Here is a 20168-nt window from a genome sequence, read left to right as displayed (position 1 = left end):
CTTAGGGGGTCACGCCCGTGGCCAGTGCGGCCAGTTTCAGGAACACGTCGGGGTAGAAGAAGAGGATAACAGAGCAGGTGGCTGTGATAACAAGCGGAGCCACACATGCGACCGGAGCTTCTTTGACCCCGTCGTTGAACATGCACTCTTCTTTGGTGCAGAAGAACGCCTTGTAAACGATGGGCAGGAAGTACGCGGCGTTCAGGATGGAGCTGACAAGCAGCACAACCATGAACGGCCACTGGTTAGCTTCCATGGTGCCAAGCAGCAGATACCACTTGGAGAGGAAGCCACCCGTCGGAGGAATACCAATGACCGAGAGCGAACCAACAAGGAACGCAAACATGGTCACAGGCATGCGCTTACCTATGCCGACCATTTCGCTGATGTTCTTTTTGCCAGTGGCAACAAAGATGGCACCAGCGCACATGAACAGCGTGATTTTACCAAAGGCGTGCATTGCGATGTGCAGGCCAGCACCCATGACGGCGTGGGGGGCCAAAAGGCCAAGACCCAGAACGATGTAGGCAAGCTGACCAATGGTCGAGAAAGCCAGACGTCGTTTGAGGCCATCCTGCGAGAGTGCAATGAGCGAAGCCGTGATGACCGTGACACTGGCGACTGTACAAATAAACCACGAGAGGTTCATCTGGGCGAGGAGATCCACGCCAAAGACGCCGGTGACAACACGCAGAATGGAGAAAGCACCAACCTTAACAACTGCCACTGCGTGAAGCAGAGCAGAAACCGGGGTCGGAGCAACCATTGCTGCGGGCAGCCATGAGTGGACGGGCATGAGGCCGACCTTGGCGAAACCAAACAGGAACATTGTCAGCAGCACGGCAGCCATGGTGGGCGTGATGTGGCCAGCAAGGAATCCGTTGGGGCCAAAGTCCAGCGTTCCGGCCTGGAAGTACGCAATCAGCATGGCCGGGAGGGCCAGACCAATGGATGTTCCCATGATGTACATGAGGTACTTGCGGCCAGAACTGCGAGCTTCGCGGTCCTGATGGTGCGTGACCAGCGGGTACGTGCTCAGCGAAAGAATTTCGTAGAACATGTACATGGTCAGCAGGTTTGCAGAGAAAGCCACGCCGATGGTGGACGACAGTGCCAGAGCGAAGAAGCAGAAATAGCGTGTCTGGCTGTGTTCATTTTCGGCGCGCATGTAACCAATGGAATAGAGCGACGTCACAATCCACAGGGAAGAGGAAACCAGAGCGAAGAGCAGGCCAAAGGCATCAACCTTGAAAGCCAGCGGAACGCCGGGGATAACCTCAAAGATTTCACAAGTGAACTGAATGCCACTCAGAACTGCCGGGACCATTGAGGCAATGATCGCCAGCTTGATACCCGCAGCAATGAAGGTCCATGCTTCGCGCGCATTAGGGGATTTCCCGCATGACGCAATGATGGGCATAACACCCAGCGAAACACAGACAGCCAAGAGCGGTCTAATGGATTCTATAGTTTGCATGCGAGTCCCCTAGACGATGTTTGCCGGAATGGCGAAGTCGATAACGTGAGTCACGATGTCGCCGGAGAGGAAGCCAAGGACGATGAGTCCGGCAGCAACCACCAGCAGCGGCACAACCATGCTCCACGGTGCATCGTGGATTTTGTCATGGTGACCGTGACCATGCCCCTCGGTGAACGGTTCGAAGTGGGCAATCTCAAAGACTCGGAAGAACAGCACGATGTTGATCAGGCTGGAGAGAATGAGAGCGCCAACGAACCAGTAGTGTCCTGCATCCAGTCCACCAAGGATAAGATACCACTTGGAGAAGAAGCCGCAGGTCGGAGGAACGCCAATCATGGCAAGAGCGCCAATAACGAGAGCCGTCATGGTAAAGGGCTGTTTGCGGAACAGTCCCGGAAGGTTCTCAAACCGGGTGCTCTGGTTGCGGTATTTGATGCAGCCAGCGCACAGGAACACGCAAAGCGTCATTGCTGCGTCGTTGACGATGTGCAGGATGGAACCTGTCATGCCAAGACGGTTGCCCAGCCATGCGCCACCAACCATGTAGCCTACTTCGGAAAGCAGGACGAAGGTCAGCATGCGTTTTAAGTCACGCTGGGCAAGGGCGAATGCCGCACCAGCCAGCATGGCGATAATGGCGAGCCAGACAATGGCTTCGTTGAAGACAGCAGATGCAAACACGAAATCGGGAGTGAACACGGTCAGCATCATGCGGATCATCACGTAAACCATGACCTTGGTGGTCATGGGCGCAATAAGGCTGGATGCTGGGGACCCTGCATCACCATAAGCATTCGGCAGCCATGCGTGCATGGGGAAGAATGCCATTTTGGTGAAGACACCTGCCATGATCAGACCAAAGGCCGCAATGATTGCTGGGTTGGTGTAAAGATTCGGCAGAATGCTTGCGAGGTCCTGCATGTTCAGACTACCGGTCATGATGTAGAGGAAGCCTACACCAAGCAGGTAGAATGACGCTCCCATCGTGCCCATGAACAGGTAACGCAGGGTGGACAGGGCAGACTTGGCGTCTCCCATTGCCAGCAGTGCGTAGCCGGACAGGGCTGTGATTTCGAGCAGTACGTAAAGGTTAAAGGCATCACCGGTGACCACCAGTCCAAGGTGGCCAACAACAGAAAGCAGGTACAGGGTGTAAAACACCGGGACCTTGCCTTCATAGGTACGTTCTACGTCCCGTCGGGTTGCAATAAGGTTCAGGAGGCCGATGGAAGTCATCAGCAGGAGTACTAAGGCACTGAGGTAATCAATGTAATACTCGATGCCGAATGGCGGCATCCAGCCACCGAGACGGTAGCTGAAGGGGCCAGTGGCCATGACCTGAATGAGCAGCCCAAGGGCGGAGCACACGGAGACGCCCAGCGCGGCGACGGCGACCGGGAAATAAATCCGCCGGTTGAACCATCCGCCGATAGCGACGACAAGAGCCGACAGCAACGGTGCGATAACAATAAGCGCAGGATATTGGTTCATTATTCGCTGAGGTGTTTTAAGATTTCGTCTTCTTCAAGCGTCTTATGCTTCTTGTAAATATTCAGCAAAAGAGCCAGGGCCACACCAAGGGTTGCCACAGACACAACGATTGCGGTCAGCATAAGGACATGAGGCAGTGGGTTGATGTAATCCGCTGCATTAATGGCCATGTGCTCGCCGCCGTGTGCGTGCATCAGGATCGGGATAGTCCCGCCCTTTTTGGAACCGATGGAAACATAGAACAGGATGATGGACGTCTGGAAGATGCTCATGCCAATAACCTTTTTGACGAGGTTATTTTTGCCGATCATGGCCCAGATGCCGATCATCATCAGGACGGTATACGCCCAGTAGTTGTACTTTGCCGCAAAGGCGACGTCGAAAAGCTCATACATGACTACAGCCCCTCGTCGTATTTACCGGCGGATGCGACGTTGTTGTAAATGATAATCATGGTAGACATGACTGTCGTTGCAACGCCAATTTCGACGATCATGATACCCAGGGAACGGGCGGCGATAGGATCAACGCCAAGCAGTCCCGCAAGGGCAGAGTAGTCGAGGAAATTCCCACCGTAGCACATGGCCAGGAAACCCCAGCCAGCGTAAATAAGAACACCAACTGCGGACATAATTCCCAGAGTCTTGTTGGAGATTCTGCCGATCATGTCGCGCAGGTTATGGCTCAGTCCAAAGAGCAGGAAGCTGGCGGCGAGAATAACGCCGCCCTGGAATCCACCACCAGGGCTATGGTGACCGTGGGCAATAACGTAGAGACCATAAATCTGAATAAACGGAATCATGATCTTGGCCACACGGGAGACAATCATGTCATACGGTGTCCAGTCGCTGTCGATGCGTTCAAACGCACCATTCTCTTTGGGGTCCTTGGCATCACCACGAAAGCGCATAACAACGCCGGTCTGGATGTGGCGATAGATGCGGACATTGGACTTAATCTCGCGGCCACCGGAGTTGCCGAGCAGGAAAAAGCAGGCCATGCCAGCGCAGAAAACAACCGTGGTTTCAAACATGGTGTCAAAGCCACGATAGTCACCAAGAACAGCCGTAACGATGTTCGGTACGGACGTTTCTTCGTAGGTTTTTTCGATGTAGTGGTTAGAAAGATGCAGGCTCGCAGGGGACTGCGGGTCACCCCAGTCCGGAAAGCTACCTGTGATAAAAATCAGCAGCAGTCCGCAGATGGTGACGGTCGCCAGACTCAGATGTTTCATCATTAGTCCTTTGACCTCCTGGAAGTCCGGAATACTGCGCCAATGAGCAGAACTGTACTGATGCCAGCACCTACGGCAGCTTCCGTAAATGCGACGTCAACAGCGCCCATAGACGTCCAGAGCAGGCACATCATGAAGCTGAATGCTCCAAAGACAATGCCTGCGCCAAGGAGATCCTTGATCTGAAGCGCGCCGATGGCACAGATCATGACAAGAATCAAAATGGCCTCGTCAATTTGCCAAATCATGCGGCTATCTCCTTTTTTCTCCCTTCACCCAGGGCTTGAGTCCAGCTCGGAAGCCTGCGTCGACCAGAGCGTGGGTCGCGGTCGGGCTTGCGATGAACACAAAGACCAAAATCAGAACGATTTTGAGACTGGTGAGAAGGGTAGCGACATCAAAGTGGTGCAGGTTGTACACGGCCAGTCCAAACAGCATGAGACCCGAGGCAAGCGTGTCCATTTTGCCAGCGGGATGCAGTCTGGAGTAAAAGTCGGGGAAGCGCAGAATTCCAAGAGCTGCCCCGGCAAAGACGATAATGCCGCAAATAAGGCATACCATTGCGATGATATTGATAATCATACGAATGCTCCGTCCTAATAGGGTTAGTTCGTGGAAGTCTCGTGCAGTCCCTTACGCTTCTGGAAGTAACGGCTGGCAGCAAGCACGGCGATAAAGTTCAGCATGCCGTATGCCAGAGCGATGTCGACAAACATGTCGATGCGCTTAAATCCGAATCCAAGAAGCACCAGAAGAACAACTGTTTTGGAACCGATGGCGTTGACGCCAAGGAAGCGGTCCAAAACCGTTGGTCCTACAACTGTGCGATACAGCGTCGCAATCATGATGACGATGAGGCACAGTGCGCAGACGAGAAAAAACGTATCCATGTGTTATTCTCCGAAAGTCTTGGCGACCTTCTCTTCCATTTCGCCGGGAAGGCCTTCAGCAGACTTGTTGTCGATGGCGTGGACCGTGTAACGGCCATCCACGTCAACATAGGCTGTGATGGTGCCAGGGGTCAGCGTGATGGAGTTGGCGAAAGTGACCCGTGACATGGTCGACTTCAGCCGAGAGTCGAACTTGATTACGTGGGGATTGATCTTGTCCATCATCCGGGGATGGAAGACGAGATACAAAAGCCAGAAGTTCGCCTTGACGATTTCAAGGAGTAGCCAGGGAATGTAGGCCAGGAACCGGAACCAGGTACAGGTGGGGCAACCTTTTTCCTTGGAAGGAAAAAGGAGGTCACTCGAAAACCAGGCAACGATTGCGCAGGAAATGACCCCAAGAGACATGTGGAAGGGGTCAAACTGGCCCGAGAGAATAACCCATGTGATCGCCATGATAACAAAAGTTGTTATCATAGGACCGATCCGCCGTTTTTTGGGCACGGCAGAGTCACCAGTCTCTCCAGCGGTACAACACCGCCCAGAGGGACGGTCATGCGATATTGCCATGAGCGCATCCTTAGTTTGAACGATTGAAAACAAATCCTCTCCTACCTCTCAGAAGAACCATCTTCTGAGAGACCAAAAACTCTGTAACGTATTTGTGCAAGATTTTGAATAGCAATGACGTCGAAAAATCCTGAATTCGTACGGCATTTCAAGCTTTCACGTAAAATACGTCCGGGCAGAGAATCCCGGTGTAATGCATATTTTTCATCGCCTTTCCGATGCCAATTGCGAGGGAAAAGGCCATGTTCTTCATATATCAAGGTTATCGATTAACGCATTTTTTAAGCTTTTTCGAGAACAAAAACCAAGATTTCTGTGGCAAGTGGCGTCGTTTCTCATTCTAAAAAAAGCTGAAAAAATCAGCAAAGCGATGTGCTTGTGCGCAAAATGGCAGAGCTTTGGGGGAGGGGATGAGGCAGGCAAGGGGGCCTAGTCCCAGACCCCCTCGTTGTATGTTTAGTCGTCGATGTGTGCGAAATAATCGAGAGAGGTTGGGCTAATTTCAAGGCCTGGGTACAGTCCCCGAAGTTGACCAGACGGGTAGGGCTGCATGGTGTTGAAGGCCATATCGTGATTTTTCTGGGCATGGCCTGCACCGTTTTTGCCGTTCTTGCCGTCGTAGAATGCGCCATTTTCTTCCAGGATGTGCTGAATCCTGTGCCGGAAGACATCGGCAAACATTTTTCCTTTTCCCGAGAATTTCATGCTGCCCATCTCAAGTTCGCCATCAACTTTTTCCATCTCTTCAAGGGGGATGGAGTTTTTGGCGAGATCGTCAGCATTTTGGATGTAACCCCAGACAAGGCTGTTGGCCGGGATTTCCAGCGGCTCTTCAGCGTCAATGATTGTGTGGGGCATGATGATTGAGTTGTCACCGACCTGGAGCGGATTCTCTGGGGACCCGTGCAGGAAGGCATTGAATCCAACAAAGATGTGGCGGCCAAGGTGCGTGTGGATAATTTTCCCACCATGAGCCGTGACGTCTTCACCTTCAAGACTGGAATGGACGATATAACAGTTTTCCTGTGCGTTCGAGCCTTCTCCCAGCCATGCCTCTTCGAGATATGCGCGCTGTGCAACAAGCACGTTGCGGTCGATTCTGGTCTGACCCTTGACGACTGCATAGGGTGAAAGAGAGGCGCCCGGTGGCACTGGTACAGGGTTTTCCTGTACGGAGCTGTAAATTGGAATGAAGTCGCCCTTGCGGTCTTCCACGTAGTCCATGAGCAGACCTGTTGGTGCAGAGCCTGTTTCATAGGCAATGTACTTTTCGAGAACCTTGTCATCAAACTGATAGGTAAACTCGAAGCCGTTTTCGACCTTGATCCAGATGCGTCCTGGGGGAACATAGACATTGGAAAGGTCGCTGGCCTGCGTATAGGAATATGCGCCAAACACGCAGTTGTGGGAGCTGGTCAGGTCGACAGTGGCGAATGGTCCGAGGAAGCAGCCTTCCATTGTGGAGCCATGGATGTTTGACCAGTGCAGGGCAACAGTGTTGCGGATGGAGAATTTTTCGAGGTTCTCCGGGTCGTGCGAGTTGTTGTGCACCAGCGTTTTGAGCAGGAAGGAGTCGCGAATGAAAATGATTTCGTCATCGTAGATGCGGATGTTCAAACCATCCACGCTGACGACATCACCGCGACGTTTGAGTTCGTCGCCGCGAATATCGCTTTTATATATGATGGAACGGGTGGCAACACATTTGCCAAGGAAATAGGTTCCGGAAAGACAGGATTCCGTGAATTTGAAGTATAAAGGGTGGTGCGGAGTCAGGGCATAGAAGCCATAGAAGTTTGCCAGCTTGTCGTTATCAACGAGATGCCGGATGTGTGGCCCAACGTCGACGAATTCACGCAGATTAACGTTAACGTGGGCGATGATGCTTTTGAGAAGATTGTCCAGCTGATTCATGTGTATCCTCCAGTGAAACCAGTTCAGGGCAAGAGCCCCGGCCACTAGGACCGGGGCGTTTTTTTCTCGTGCAATTCTGTGCTTTGGCTAACCGCCAGCGGGCAGGGTAATGGGCATGCCCATTATCGGCCACAGAACGAGCACTGCAAACGCAGTGACAGCCATAAGCAGGATGCTTGCAGGGATACCGTATGCAAAGAATTCACCACTTGTAAACTGCTTTGAGTTGTATGCAATCGCATTTGGCGCTGCTCCAACCAGAAGGAGGAACGGCATGCCAGATACAACCAGCGAGGAAAACAGAATAACTTCGCCAGCAACACCGAGGTACGGTGCAATAACAAGGGCGACTGGGAGCGATATGGCAATGGCCGCGACGTTCATGATGAAGTTGGTCATCATCATAACGAAGAAGGCGATGCCCATAACGAAAACAAACCAGTGAGCGTCCTGGAAGAGGACAAGCCAGTTGACGGCGAGCCAGCGTGCTGCGCCGGTCTCCCAAAGACAGAAACCAATACTCATTGCACCGGAGAACAGGAGAACGATGTTCCACGGGACCTCTTCAAGATGCTTAAGGTCGAGAATCTTAAACACATAGAAGAGAACGGTGGAGCAAAGAATAATGGCTGTTTTGTCAATGGGCTTGAGCGCGGGAATAAAGGATCGCAGGCTCATGACAAGAATTGCCAGTCCAACAATGACTGCGGCGAGGATCTCGTCGCGAGAAATTGGACCAAGCTTGCTACTCAGCTCTGCTGCCTTTTGTCGAAGTCCAGGAATGGTCTTTCGCTCTGGTGGCAGAAGCAGCATAAAGAAGCCCCACAACAGGAAGGTCATGAGCCAGCCAATGGGAGCCATGTAATAGGTGAGGGTGAAGAAGCTGATGTCCTGTCCCATGATGTCCTTGAAGAAGCCAAGGGCAACCGCACCACGGGCAGCACCGAGCAGGGTGATGATGGAACCTGCTCCAGCGACGTAGGCCATCCCCATAAACAGTGCCTTACCGAATTTGGTCGGCTTGGTTTCGTCAGTATACAGGCTGTAAATGGCGATGAGCAACGGATAGAGTGTTGCCGCCACAGCTGTATGTGCCATTATGTGGGTGAGGACGGTACAGACCACAAACGTGCCGAGAAGAATCATTGATGTTCGTTCACCAACGATTTCCAGCATTTTGTAGGCGAGTCGTTTGGTCAGGCCGGTTTTGGTGAAAACCGTACCAATAACCAAAGACGCAAAGATGAACATGACAGAGGGGTCCATGAAGTCCTTGAAGGCGACTTTTGCCGGACGAATCAGGAAAAGAGCCTGGAGGATACCAATCATGAGTGAAGTCACACCAATTGGGACGACTTCGAAAACCCACCATGTGCCAGCCAGCAGAAAGACGGCGAGAGCGCCTTTTCCTTCTCTGGAGAGGATGAAGTGTTTACCTGCCGGGTCAACAGCATCTGGCCACATGGGTGACCAGTAGACTATTGCAAAGAGAAGGACGCCCGTAAGCATCGCAACAAAACGAAGCGTATCAAATTTCTTCTCTTTAACGGCGGCCTTTGCTTTGTTAACCATCGATTTCCTCCGTTTTTAGAAAAACAGCAATCATTAGAGGGGTGGCCAAGCAAACAGTCGTCGTTTGCCGGTCCAACTGGTCATATATTCTCAAGGGGGAATTCTTTACGGAGAAACCCCGGTTGCGTGCTTGTGCAAATATTGAAAACAGGGCCTGCACGCTGGCAAAAACCAAGAGAGTGGCGCTGGGGCGGACCAGCACCATGAGAACAGCTCGTGCACTTGGCGGAATGCGGAGCGTTTGTTCTCGGACCTGTTTTGCGCACAGCTGCCGGAAAAAACTGGCATCTGCACGTCCTTGAGAAAAAGAGAACAATTGGCGGTGAAATTCTTTTGGCAGTTAATGAGAAAAAAAGCAATTGTAGAATGCTGGTTTTTTTCTTCGACCTAGAATATTCGTAGCATTTTAGAGGGTTTTTGAAGTTGTGAAAAAATAAACTATCGCGCGGGCGATACTTTGGTTTTTTGAGTGAAAATCGAAGAAAATTCGCGTTTGGCGGGTGTGAAATTGGCCTCTTTTGTGTACCTTTCCCTTTGGGGCAAAAACGTGTATTGACCCCCTCACACGAAAAGCGGCCATCCTGTTCAGAATTCTTACGATGAGGGAACTCATGAAAAAGATAGCTCACTGTCGTACGCCAGAGCGTAAGGCTCGGATGCGTTCTGTTATTGAACGCAGGCAAAGTGATCTTTCGCTTGTAATGGCAAATATCTGGGATCCACATAACGTGTCAGCAATCCTTCGGAGTTGTGATGCGTTTGGTGTTCAGAAAGTGCATTTATACTACACTGATAACACATTTCCTAATCTTGGGAAAAAGTCTTCTGCATCTGCCAAGAAGTGGATTGATATGGAACGGCACTCGGACCCCAAAGTTATGATTCAGGGGCTTCGTGATGCAGGACATCAGATTTTGTCGACAGGGTTTTCTGAGCGTGCCCGCCCGCTTTTTGATTATGACCTGACCAAGCCCACAACAATTATTTTGGGCAACGAGCATCGTGGTGTGGATACCGAGCTGGAGGAGCTTGCTCCTGACCAGATTTATATCCCCATGCAGGGCATGGTCCAGAGCCTGAATGTTTCAGTTGCTGCTGCCCTGACCCTGTATGAGGCATTTCGTCAGCGACAGGCTGCGGGGATGTACAACACACCGTCTTTTGATGCGAAGACTGTTGACGCAATGGTGGAAGACTGGTGCACCAAGTAGATCATGAATTTGAAAAAGCCTGTGAGGCTTTGCGCCGTGGGGATGTGATAATTTATCCCACGGAAACCTTGTATGCCATTGGCTGCGATGCGTTCTGTGCCGAAGCCGCTGCACGGGTTTATGCCTTTAAGAAACGCAGTCACGCCAAGCCCTTGCCTGTGCTTATTGGTGATGCGTCCCAGCTTTCGCAGGTGACTGACTGGCATTCAGAGGATTTGGAGAAACTGGCCCGCCGTTTTTGGCCCGGTCCGCTTTCTGTTATTGTCCCTGCACGCGAGGGGCTGCCCCGTGAGGTTCAGGACGCCGAGGGAACGACATCCGTTCGTGTGACCCCGCATCCTGTTGCGGCCCGGCTGTCGCGTGAGCTTGGACGTCCGCTGGTCGCCACAAGCGCAAACCTGAGCGGTGAGCCATCGGTTGCACGACCAGACGCCCTGTCCAAGGCTCTGTGTCAGAGCGTTTCCTATGTTTTTCGCTCCGAGCCGTGGCCCGGCGGAGGGGAGCCTTCGACGGTGATTGCGTTTGCCGAGCCTGGCGTGCTTGTTTTGCACCGCGAGGGGGCAATCTCCAAAGCTGCGCTTGAGGCCGAGGGATTTGTCATTCAGACAGTATAATTTTTTGAACAACGCAGCCAAGAACAGAACGCACGCAGAGATATGTCTCCTCTGCGTGCCTTTTTTTTGCGAAAATCATCCTGAAATTGTGAGGTCTTAGCATTACAGAGAGCGAGCGAATGCTTTGCGGGCCTTGCTTCGCAGTTTTTGGGGATGGAGAAGGAAGGCGCGCGGGTTTTTATTCTTTTTGGGGTTAAAAATTTTAAACACTGGACCGCGGGCAGGGGGCCTTGAGAAGGGAAGGTTTAAAATTTTTTACCTCGGCGTGAGGATTTGAGTGTGGGATGGAGAAAAAGAATGCTGTATAACTATCTGGAATACATGAATAATAAAATAAATCACACACTGCTCAGAGTTTTGGCCCGCCCTTTGCTACATAAAAAGCATCCTTCTTTGTTTTGCAGAAGCCGGCTTATCGGGTTGCGCCCCGGTAAGCCGGTTTCTCTTTTCTGAGCGTGTCTTTCGCGCGCCCCTCCCCAAAGTCCATTCTTCATTTCCTTTGATGTTCTTTTTATGTAATAAAGAGAGTGCCTTGTTTTAGGTGCCGACTTGTCTTATGACAAAAGAGAACGCCAAGAGACTGGCGTCTTGTTATAAACACGATACAAACGTGCAATACAAAAGATACAATACAGGTTGAATAATGTATAAAGATGTGACGTGCCCGCACTGTGGCAAGACGTTTGAAACATACTGCAACCCCGTCCCGACTGTTGATATGCTTATTTATCAGCAGGGTAAGGGTGTTGTGCTCATCAAGAGAAAGAATCCACCGTATGGCTGGGCACTTCCCGGTGGCTTTGTGGATTGTGGAGAGACAGTCGAGCAGGCTGTTGTTCGTGAAATGAAGGAAGAAACAGACCTTGACGTGACGATACAGGGGATGCTTGGTGTGTATTCTGATCCAAAGCGTGACCCTCGAATGCACACTATGAGTGTTGTTTTTATTGGGAGTACAGAAGATCCTGATGCTCTGTGTGCCGGGGACGATGCTGGAGAAGCCCGGTTTTTCCAGCGTGGCAAGCTTCCTGAAAGCATAGCCTTTGATCACGCCACAATTCTTCAGGATTTCTGGCGCTGGCTCGATGCTCGGGGTGGAGTAGTGTAGATTTTCAGAAAGGACCTTCTTTCCTAGGAGAGGCATTTCCTATGACCGCAATGCCTTTTGTGGTTCATATCGCGTCAGAAATGTACCCATTTTCAAAAACCGGGGGTCTTGCCGATGTCTTGGGCGCTCTGCCCGCAGAGCAGCGGCGACAGGGTGCTCAGGTTGCTGTGATTACCCCGCATTATGGGCACATGTCCGAGATGAAGCGGCTTCGCCTTGTGCATTCTGGGATACCTGTGGGGTATCCGTGGGCACCAATCACGGCTCAGGTGTACCAGGGCGTGGAGCAGGGCGTCACTGTCTACTTCATTCATCGAAGTGAATACTTTGACCGTCTTGGCTATTACAATTCTTCCTATGGTGATTATTTTGATAATTGTGAGCGCTTTATTTTCTTTTGTCGGGCCGCACTTGAGTGGTGCCGACATTTGGATCGTGCTCCAGATATTATTCATGCGCATGACTGGCAGGCCGCACTTGTTTCTGCCTACGTGCATTTTTGGCGTCAGACAGATCCGTTTTGGGCCACAACCAGAACGGTTGTGACGTTGCACAACCTTGCCTTTCAGGGACGTTTTTCTTCCCGCCTGTTTTGGAACTCGGGCCTTCCAGATTCTGCATGGAATTTGGATGGTGCCGAGTTTTTTGGTGATTTTAACGTGCTCAAGGCTGGCATTGCCTATGCTGACCAGATCACGACGGTCAGCCCGTCCTATGCCAAAGAAATTCAAACTCCAGAGTTTGGCTGCGGCCTGGACGGTATTTTGCGAAACCGTGCGGATGCACTCACCGGTATTTTAAATGGTGCGGACTACACCGTCTGGGACCCGACGCATGATCGCTTTTTGCCTCATGCTTTTTCCGTTGGACACATGCGGGGCAAGCGTATCTGCAAGGAGTGGCTTATTCACAAGCTGGGGCTGGACCCGGCCGTTGCAAAATACCCGCTCCTTGGCTTTATTGGTCGGCTTCGGGGGCAGAAGGGCGTTGATCTCCTCGTGGATATTTTGCCTGCGCTGATGAAGATTGGTGTTGGCGTCGTCGTCTTGGGGGAGGGTGACCCTGCTCTTGAGGCGAAGCTCCAGAATCTGATGGAAGAGCACCGGGGAAAATTTGCGGCCTGTATTGGATATACCGAAGAGCTGGCCCACGTGATTCAGGCTGGAACGGATGTGTTTTTGATGCCTTCACGGTATGAGCCGTGTGGTCTGACTCAGATGTATTCACTTCGTTTTGGAACGGTCCCCGTGGCAAGTTCTGTGGGAGGCTTGCGGGACACTGTTCGGGCGCATCCGGATGCGGAAAGCACAGGGTTTTTGTTCCGCGCTGGTGATCCCAGTTCCTTTTTGCGGGCCGTGATGGAAGCGTTGAGTGTCTGGGAACGCCCGGTGCTGTGGAACAGGATTCGGGCGCGCGCCATGCGGAAACGCTTTTCTTGGGTCCAGTCAGCGCGAGAATATTTTTCAGTGTATGCAGCCGCACAAAAAGAGCTGACACAGGATGTCCAAACAGAAAAGACAAAGAGGTCTTGAGGAAAAAAACAGAAAAAGGATATACTGAAACAAACTGTAATGGAGGTTGGCGTATGTCCCTGAAAAAGCGCTATCTCCGGTCAAAGCCAGTGTGCAAGGTGACTTTTTCGTTGCCCAGGGGGGCAGCAGAAGGAGCGCAGTGCGTGAGTTTGGTCGGCGATTTTAACGACTGGAACCCGGAAGCAACCCCAATGCGCAAGCTGAAAAGCGGTGAATATCATGCCACCATCGATCTCGCGCAGGGGCGCTCATACCAGTACCGGTATCTTGTGGATACGTGCCGTTGGGAAAACGACTGGAGCGCAGACACCTACGTGTGGAGCATGTTTGGTAACTGCGAAAACTCCGTTGTTACGACATAGTTTTCTAATTTCCCCTCAACACGCGGTGGCCCACATTCGGAAGCAATTCTGGACTGTGGGCCTTCCTTTTATTACAAAGCGATTGTTATGTCAGAACAAACTCTTCTCGTCACTCTTGGTGATCCAAATGGTCTTGGTCCCGAACTCGTTTGTCGCAGTTTGGGCAATGGTGAGCGGGCCTGTACATCTCGTCCCGTCTTGGTCGGTCCAGAACCGTCGCTTGCATATCATGCCAAGCGTCTGGGGCTTCCTCAGTTCTGGAAGAAAATTGAACATGTTGCTGATGAGACAGAGGGGAAAATAGGACTGCTGGTCCCCAAGGGACTGGAGCAGTTTGAAATGCACCCCGGTGAACCTCATGTTGAAGGTGGTCGCGCCGCGGGGCTGACTCTGGAACTCGTTTGCGAGCTGCTGAAGAGTGGTCAGGCGCAGGGTGTTGTGACCTGTCCTTTGAATAAGGCTATGCTTCAGGATGCGGGATTTGATTTCCCGGGGCATACAGAATTTTTTGCAGAGCGCCTCGGCCCCGGACGAGACAATATCTGCATGCATCTTGGTGGGCCACGCCTCAAGGTGAGCCTTGTGACAACGCACCCCAAGCTTGCTGATGTTCCTGCTGGAGTTACGCATGAGCGAGTCTTGCGCTGCCTTGAGCTGACAGATGAGCTGGTCAAGGCTCTGGGCTGTGCAGGCGCTCCCATTGCGGTGTGCGGTCTCAATCCTCATGCTGGTGAATCCGGAAAGATTGGGCACGAGGAAGAAGAGATTATTGCTCCTGCCGTGGAAGAGGCGAAACGCAAAGGGATTTCTGTTGTTGGTCCGCTTCCGGCGGATACTCTTTTTTATTTTGCAGCGCAGGGCAAATATTCTGCCGTGCTTGCCATGTATCACGATCAGGGACTTGGACCGCTGAAGCTTTTGCATTTTTCCGAAGCGGTGAATGTTACGCTTGGACTGCCTGTGGTGCGCACATCTGTAGATCACGGCACAGGCTATGACATTACAGGAAAAGACTGCGCCGATCTGGGAAGTTTTCACGCAGCGTTTGACTGGGCAGAAAAGTTGATTGCTGCAAAAAACGCGTAGCCGCAGAACGCGACACGCCTTAGCGAGAGGATGTTATGGAACGAACCAGGATTCTTGTGACAGGTGGTGCGGGATACATCGGAAGCCATACCTGCAAGGCGCTCTCCGCGGTGGGCTTTGAGCCGGTCACGGTGGACAGCATGGTCCGTGGTCATGAGTGGGCTGTGCAGTGGGGTCCCTTGGTCAAGGCGGATATTCGAGATGTCGACGCCATGACTGCGACTTTTGAGAAATATCGTCCGGCTGCGGTTATTCATTTTGCGGCGTTTATTGAAGTCGGTGAGTCTGTGGCTGATCCGGCTACGTTTTATGACAACAATGTCTGGGGAACACTCTGCCTGCTGCGAGCCATGCAGCGTGGCAATTGCCCAAACATTGTGTTTTCCAGTTCTGCTGCTGTGTATGGAACCCCGGAGCAGACACCTATTCGGGAAGATCATCCCCTGAACCCGATTAACCCGTACGGCCGCACAAAGCTCATGATGGAGCAGATTATGGCGGATTTTGATCCTGCCTACGGCACGCATCATGTGGCCTTGCGGTATTTTAATGCTGCGGGAGCAGACCCGGATGGGGGCATTGGCGAGGCGCATAATCCAGAAACTCATCTTGTGCCGCTGGCAATTGGCTCAGCACTCAAGACCCGTGGGCATCTGAAAGTTTTTGGTCAGGATTATGATACTCCTGATGGAACCTGTGTTCGTGATTATGTGCATGTCAGTGATTTGGCGCAGGCACATGTTGCGTCAGTGCGTTACTTGCTGGATGGCGGTAAGAGTACTGCCTTGAACTTGGGCACCGGAACAGGGAATAGTGTGCTGGAAATCATTGAGGCTGTGCACCGTGCTGGTGGTGTGGCCGTGCCGTATGAAAATGCCGTTCGTCGGGCAGGGGACCCTGCACGTCTGGTTGCGACATCGACCAAGGCGCAGAGCGTTCTTGGCTGGGAACCAAAATATACGGATATCGACACCATTGTGCAGACTGCATGGCGCTGGCATTTGAGCCGAAAAGACGCGTAGAAAATTTTGAACGTGCCAGAATATGGCAAAAAGAAGGGCCGTGGCCCGAAACACTAATCGTTTCGAGCCGCGGCCTTTTTGATTTTTTTCTGCGCAAAGGCATACATCTTTTGCGCTTCTTCAAAGTCTGGCGAAATCTTGAGAGCAACGGAGGCGACGCGCGCCACCTTGTCCCATTTTTTCCAGTCAATGTAGAGGCGCCCAATGTTGAAATACAGCCCAGGATCTTCCTTGGCCAGTTTCAGCGCCTTGGCGTAATATTTTTCTGACATTTCAAACCGGGTCAGCTTGCGCAGAACCATGCCCACTCTGTTGTATAGATGGGCAGACTCAGGGAATTCCTTGAGGGCCTGAGTGAGGTAATGCAAAGCATCTTCCAGTTTTCCAGCTTTCAGCAGCATCTCTGCGATCTGTGTCTTGAGATCTGTGTCGTCAGCAAACTGAAGAATAAGCTGGTCAAAGATGTGCCGGGCCTCTTTGGTTTTGCCGAGCTTTAAAAGCTCCTCGCCACGCGTCAGGCCAAGGCCTTTGCGTTTTTCCAAAGCGGCCAGCATCTCTTTGGCTTCTTCAACAGAGCTGTCCTGCAGGTCTTCAAGTATGCCCGCCAGGACTCTGAGCAAGGCTTTTTCTTGCCCTGCCTTGTATTCCAGAACTATTCCACAGGTGCGTTTATAATCTGGATTGCTGTTGAGAGCATAGAGTGCATGTTCTAGCGCAAGACGAAATTCCTTCTTTTCATGAGCCATAAGCGGCGTCTCAAGAATGATGCGCAGGGCATCATGGAGACTCACAATGGCAGGAAGAAGTTTTTTCTGCTTCAGATACCGGGAAATGCCGGATATCTTGGTGCGCGCTTTAATCAGTTTTGTGGACATGCGTCTCTTTCTAAGCTCCAAGGGCTGGTATGTACAGAAAAAAACCGGGAAAAACCGAGACTAAACGCCTGTTGCTTCCTGAATCATATCCCGGAAGCGACGGAAGAAATACTGGCTGTCATGCGGTCCCGGTCCAGCTTCTGGGTGATGCTGAATGGCCAGAATAGGTTTCTTGGTGTGGCGGAAACCTTCCAGAGTCTGGTCGTTCAGGTTCACGTGGGTGATTTCAAGATTTTCGATGCCTTCAATATCAACACAGAAGCCGTGGTTCTGGGAAGAAATTTCAATGCGTCCGGTGGTGAGGTCCTTGACCGGGTGGTTCAGGCCGTGGTGACCAAAGGCGAGCTTGTAGGTCTTTCCGCCAAGAGCCTGACCAAGAATCTGGTGACCAAGACAGATACCTGCAAGCGGGTACGTGTCGGCAAGAACAGCCACGTTTTTGACAACTTCGGTCAGGGTTGCCGGATCGCCGGGACCGTTGGACAGGAACACGGCGTGTGGTGCAATTTTGTCGACCTGTTCTGGAGTAAAGCTCGGCGGAACAACCAGCAGGTCCAGACCTTCTGCGGCCAACAGGCGCAGGATGTTCCATTTGATACCAAAGTCATACACCAGAACACGAGGTCCTTTGCCTTGCCAGTCGTAGCTTCCATCGCTGTTCAGGCTCACAGGTGCCGGGCGACCTTCTTCGCTCCAGATGTAGGGTTCGCTGGGGCAAACCTGTGTGGTGAGGTTCTGACCTTCCATGGAGGGCAAAGCTTTTGCGCGTGCAACAAGCTCTTCCGGCGTCACGTCGTCAGTACTGATGATGGCACGCTGCGCACCGTGAAGGCGCAGGTGTCGGGTCAGGGCGCGGGTGTCGATGCCCTCAATGCCCATAACATTATGCTCTTTCAGGTAGTCCGGCAGGCTTTGCACAGATCTCCAGTTGCTTGGAGTCTTGCAGCATTCCTTAACGATGAATGCGCCGACCTGGACTCGGGACGACTCGACGTCCTCAAGGTTCACGCCGTAATTTCCTACAAGGGGGTAGGTCATACATACCAGCTGGCCCGCATAGGACGGATCAGTGAGCACTTCCTGATATCCGGTCATGCCGGTATTGAAAATGGCTTCACCACCGGCGTTTCCTTTGCCGGTAAAAGAACGGCCCTCAAAGCAGGTGCCGTCTTCCAGAGCTAAAATGGCTTTCATTAGCTGTTCTCCGATAGCGCGTTGATGACGTGAGAGATGTCTTCGGGACGATCTACGCCGTGCGTGCGATACAGTGTTTGAACAACATACAGAGGTATGTCGTTTTCGAGCAGCCGAAGCTGTTCCAGTTTTTCCTTTCGCTCAAGCTCACTTTGCCCAAGGGCGACAAAGCGCTTTAAGGTTCGCATGCGGTAGGCGTACAGCCCGACATGTCCAAGAAATCCCGCGTCCCCATCGTCCCGGACAAAGGGGATGGGAGCGCGGGAGAAATACAGTGCCCTTCCGCTGGCACTAACAACAACTTTCACCTGGTCTGGCCGTTTGGCTTCTTCGCCAGTAATAGGCGTCGCCAGAGTTGAGACCTCAACGTGTTCCTTGTCGAATGGAGAGAGTAACTCGCTGAGCATGTCTGGCTCAAGCAGTGGCTCGTCTCCCTGAATATTTACCACAACGGCGTCGTCTGGGATATTCAAAAGCTGTGCGGCTTCCAAAACCCGGTCACTGCCACTGGGATGATCAGCTGCGGTCATGACCACAGGGACGTCAAGGTGCTGTGCTGCATCAAAGATGCGCTGGTCATCTGTCGCGAGCACAACGTCCGTAAACAACGGACATTTTTTGGCACGCTGGTATACGTGCCAGAACATGGGGAAACCGAGAATATCGGCCAGAGGCTTTCCCTCAAAGCGGGAAGAAGCGTAGCGCGCTGGAATAATACCGTAGCAGACTGGGCGTTTGGACATGACTAAAGATGCCTGAGTATGCAGGCGACAGCTTGTGCTGTTCCGCCGGTGCGTGCAGAGATATATTCTGCGGCACGCTTCTGGACAGCATTCTTTGGTTGAGGATTTTCCAGACTAACGATGACCTGCCGGGCAAGCTGACGAGCATCCGTCACCTCGCAGACGAGTCCAGATTCGACGATTTCGCGCCCAACCCAGTCGAAGTTTTTCCAGTGCGGTCCAATGACAGGGACAAGACCATGTATCAGTGGCTCAAGAAAATTCTGTCCACCAAGAGGCTTGAGGCTTCCTCCCACAAATGCCGCTGATGCAAGGCTGTATGCAGCACCGAGTTCTCCGAATGCATCCCACAGGATAATGGTTCCCGGAGCAGGTGCTGTTGTAAGCTGCGAGCGTAGTACAACGGGCAACCCGGTTTCATATAGGACTTTTGACCAGAAGTCGAGCCTTGTCATGTGTCGGGGAAAAAGCGCAATGGTTGTTTTGGGGCGTTCACGGTGCAGAATCTGGAGAGTTTCAAGTATATCAGGCTCTTCTTCTTTGCGTACTGAACCAAGAACAAGAACCTCGTCCCCAACGCCGAGAAGCCTGGAAAGAGGATGATCTTCAGGAAGAACGGGGGCTTCTGTTGGGCAACGGTCAAATTTGATATTTTGCATGGTTTCAACCCGTTCGTGCCCAAAAAGGACAGCATAGCGCTGGGTTGATTTGCCATTGAGAGCAAGAATTTTTTTGGGGCCAATGTCCCGTAAAAAGTCCTGAATGCCCACATAGCCCGCAAAGCTTCCTGCACTCATGCGTCCATTAATGAGCAGAACTGGAATGTTCTGCTTTTTGGCCTCGGCAAGGAATCCCGGCCACAACTCTGTTTCGAGGGTGACCACAAGACGGGGGGCATAGTGGCGCAAGGCTTTCTTCATGAGAAAAGGTGCGTCAAAGGGGAAATAGGCGTGCTCAACATCAAGAAGCTTCTGAGGTTTTAGCTCCTCGCAGGTGCGGCTCAGAATGTCCATGCCCTGTGTCGTGCCAGAAGTGACCAGAACTCTGAGAGGTGTATCGCTTGGTAGGGAAAGCAGAATCTCGCGGGCAAGAAATGCTTCACCCGCGGAGGCGGCCTGTATCCATATATCAACAGGCCCGGAATGGACTTTGGACAGCGTGCGTTCACGCCAGCCCTCGCGAAGTCGGGAAGACAGGGCGAGAGCTGGCAGTGCCGCAGGCCAGAGGAGGGAATACATTCCCATGACTGCTCTGGTCGATATTTTCATGG

Annotated in this window: 21 protein-coding genes; 7 read left to right on the top strand and 14 right to left on the bottom strand. The window is 52.2% G+C overall.

What is annotated here, in order from left to right:
* Position 1: 1 nt before the first annotated feature.
* The 10 genes from B5D23_RS08990 to B5D23_RS08940 form a co-directional block, all read right to left on the bottom strand.
* Positions 2–1477 (bottom strand): monovalent cation/H+ antiporter subunit D family protein, encoded by a 1476-nt coding sequence (locus B5D23_RS08990; RefSeq protein ID WP_078685094.1) that lies wholly within the window; start codon positions 1475–1477, stop codon positions 2–4.
* 9 nt (positions 1478–1486) lie between these two features.
* Complete coding sequence (locus tag B5D23_RS08985; protein ID WP_078685093.1) at positions 1487–2971, bottom strand: complex I subunit 5 family protein; 1485 nt, start codon at positions 2969–2971, stop codon at positions 1487–1489.
* Positions 2971–3366, bottom strand: coding sequence for a cation:proton antiporter subunit C (locus B5D23_RS08980; protein ID WP_078685092.1), 396 nt, complete (start codon positions 3364–3366; stop codon positions 2971–2973). The genes B5D23_RS08985 and B5D23_RS08980 overlap by 1 nt, the downstream gene beginning before the upstream one ends.
* A 2-nt stretch (positions 3367–3368) precedes the next feature.
* Positions 3369–4208: a Na(+)/H(+) antiporter subunit B gene (locus B5D23_RS08975; RefSeq protein WP_233815027.1), complete on the bottom strand. Its 840-nt coding sequence runs from the start codon at positions 4206–4208 to the stop codon at positions 3369–3371.
* On the bottom strand, positions 4208–4453 hold the full coding sequence (locus B5D23_RS08970; protein ID WP_078685091.1) for a Na(+)/H(+) antiporter subunit B: 246 nt from the start codon (positions 4451–4453) through the stop codon (positions 4208–4210). The genes B5D23_RS08975 and B5D23_RS08970 overlap by 1 nt, the downstream gene beginning before the upstream one ends.
* A 4-nt stretch (positions 4454–4457) precedes the next feature.
* Positions 4458–4787, bottom strand: coding sequence for a monovalent cation/H(+) antiporter subunit G (gene mnhG, locus B5D23_RS08965; RefSeq protein WP_078685090.1), 330 nt, complete (start codon positions 4785–4787; stop codon positions 4458–4460).
* A 23-nt stretch (positions 4788–4810) separates the two neighbouring features.
* Positions 4811–5095 carry an MrpF/PhaF family protein gene (locus B5D23_RS08960; RefSeq protein ID WP_078685089.1) on the bottom strand — a complete coding sequence of 95 codons (285 nt, stop codon included), beginning with the start codon at positions 5093–5095 and terminating at the stop codon, positions 4811–4813.
* 3 nt (positions 5096–5098) lie between these two features.
* On the bottom strand, positions 5099–5665 hold the full coding sequence (locus tag B5D23_RS08955) for a Na+/H+ antiporter subunit E (RefSeq protein ID WP_200803646.1): 567 nt from the start codon (positions 5663–5665) through the stop codon (positions 5099–5101).
* Positions 5666–6121: 456 nt separating this feature from the next.
* Complete coding sequence (locus tag B5D23_RS08945; protein ID WP_078685087.1) at positions 6122–7579, bottom strand: transferase; 1458 nt, start codon at positions 7577–7579, stop codon at positions 6122–6124.
* An 87-nt stretch (positions 7580–7666) separates the two neighbouring features.
* Positions 7667–9151: an SLC13 family permease gene (locus B5D23_RS08940; RefSeq protein ID WP_078685086.1), complete on the bottom strand. Its 1485-nt coding sequence runs from the start codon at positions 9149–9151 to the stop codon at positions 7667–7669.
* A gap of 611 nt (positions 9152–9762) precedes the next feature.
* Between B5D23_RS08940 and B5D23_RS08925 the strand changes: the two genes are divergently transcribed.
* The 7 genes from B5D23_RS08925 to galE all read left to right on the top strand — a co-directional run bounded on the left by B5D23_RS08925 (position 9763) and on the right by galE (position 16086).
* On the top strand, positions 9763–10362 hold the full coding sequence (locus B5D23_RS08925) for a TrmH family RNA methyltransferase (protein WP_200803645.1): 600 nt from the start codon (positions 9763–9765) through the stop codon (positions 10360–10362).
* Positions 10350–10976: an L-threonylcarbamoyladenylate synthase gene (locus tag B5D23_RS08920; RefSeq protein ID WP_078685083.1), complete on the top strand. Its 627-nt coding sequence runs from the start codon at positions 10350–10352 to the stop codon at positions 10974–10976. The genes B5D23_RS08925 and B5D23_RS08920 overlap by 13 nt, the downstream gene beginning before the upstream one ends.
* 643 nt (positions 10977–11619) lie before the next feature.
* Positions 11620–12084 carry an NUDIX domain-containing protein gene (locus B5D23_RS08915; RefSeq protein WP_078685082.1) on the top strand — a complete coding sequence of 155 codons (465 nt, stop codon included), beginning with the start codon at positions 11620–11622 and terminating at the stop codon, positions 12082–12084.
* 50 nt (positions 12085–12134) lie between these two features.
* On the top strand, positions 12135–13616 hold the full coding sequence (glgA, locus tag B5D23_RS08910) for a glycogen synthase GlgA (protein ID WP_078685204.1): 1482 nt from the start codon (positions 12135–12137) through the stop codon (positions 13614–13616).
* A 53-nt stretch (positions 13617–13669) separates the two neighbouring features.
* The gene (locus B5D23_RS08905; protein WP_078685081.1) at positions 13670–13978 is read left to right on the top strand and encodes an isoamylase early set domain-containing protein; all 309 of its coding nucleotides are present in this window, start codon (positions 13670–13672) and stop codon (positions 13976–13978) included.
* Positions 13979–14065: 87 nt separating this feature from the next.
* Positions 14066–15064: a 4-hydroxythreonine-4-phosphate dehydrogenase PdxA gene (pdxA, locus tag B5D23_RS08900; protein ID WP_078685080.1), complete on the top strand. Its 999-nt coding sequence runs from the start codon at positions 14066–14068 to the stop codon at positions 15062–15064.
* A 35-nt stretch (positions 15065–15099) separates the two neighbouring features.
* Positions 15100–16086: a UDP-glucose 4-epimerase GalE gene (gene galE / locus B5D23_RS08895; RefSeq protein ID WP_078685079.1), complete on the top strand. Its 987-nt coding sequence runs from the start codon at positions 15100–15102 to the stop codon at positions 16084–16086.
* Between the two features lie 53 nt (positions 16087–16139).
* Here galE and B5D23_RS08890 read toward each other — a convergent pair whose 3' ends face one another.
* The 4 genes from B5D23_RS08890 to B5D23_RS08875 are packed head-to-tail and all read right to left on the bottom strand — an operon-like array spanning position 16140 to position 20166.
* The gene (locus tag B5D23_RS08890) at positions 16140–16961 is read right to left on the bottom strand and encodes a tetratricopeptide repeat protein (protein WP_078685078.1); all 822 of its coding nucleotides are present in this window, start codon (positions 16959–16961) and stop codon (positions 16140–16142) included.
* 60 nt (positions 16962–17021) lie between these two features.
* Positions 17022–18155 (bottom strand): glutamine-hydrolyzing carbamoyl-phosphate synthase small subunit, encoded by a 1134-nt coding sequence (gene carA, locus B5D23_RS08885; RefSeq protein WP_078685077.1) that lies wholly within the window; start codon positions 18153–18155, stop codon positions 17022–17024.
* Positions 18155–18898 carry a 3-deoxy-manno-octulosonate cytidylyltransferase gene (kdsB, locus tag B5D23_RS08880; RefSeq protein ID WP_078685076.1) on the bottom strand — a complete coding sequence of 248 codons (744 nt, stop codon included), beginning with the start codon at positions 18896–18898 and terminating at the stop codon, positions 18155–18157. Before kdsB ends, carA begins: the two co-directional genes overlap by 1 nt.
* A 2-nt stretch (positions 18899–18900) precedes the next feature.
* Entirely contained in the window at positions 18901–20166 is a 1266-nt protein-coding gene (locus tag B5D23_RS08875) for a 3-deoxy-D-manno-octulosonic acid transferase (protein ID WP_078685203.1), read from the bottom strand.
* Between the last annotated feature and the right edge of the window lie 2 nt (positions 20167–20168).

This window comes from Desulfobaculum bizertense DSM 18034 (assembly GCF_900167065.1).
In the GTDB taxonomy this organism is placed as follows: Bacteria; Desulfobacterota; Desulfovibrionia; order Desulfovibrionales; family Desulfovibrionaceae; genus Desulfobaculum; species Desulfobaculum bizertense.
The sequence above is the reverse complement of the archived record's forward strand: the minus strand, read 5'-3'. Positions and strand labels throughout refer to the sequence as shown.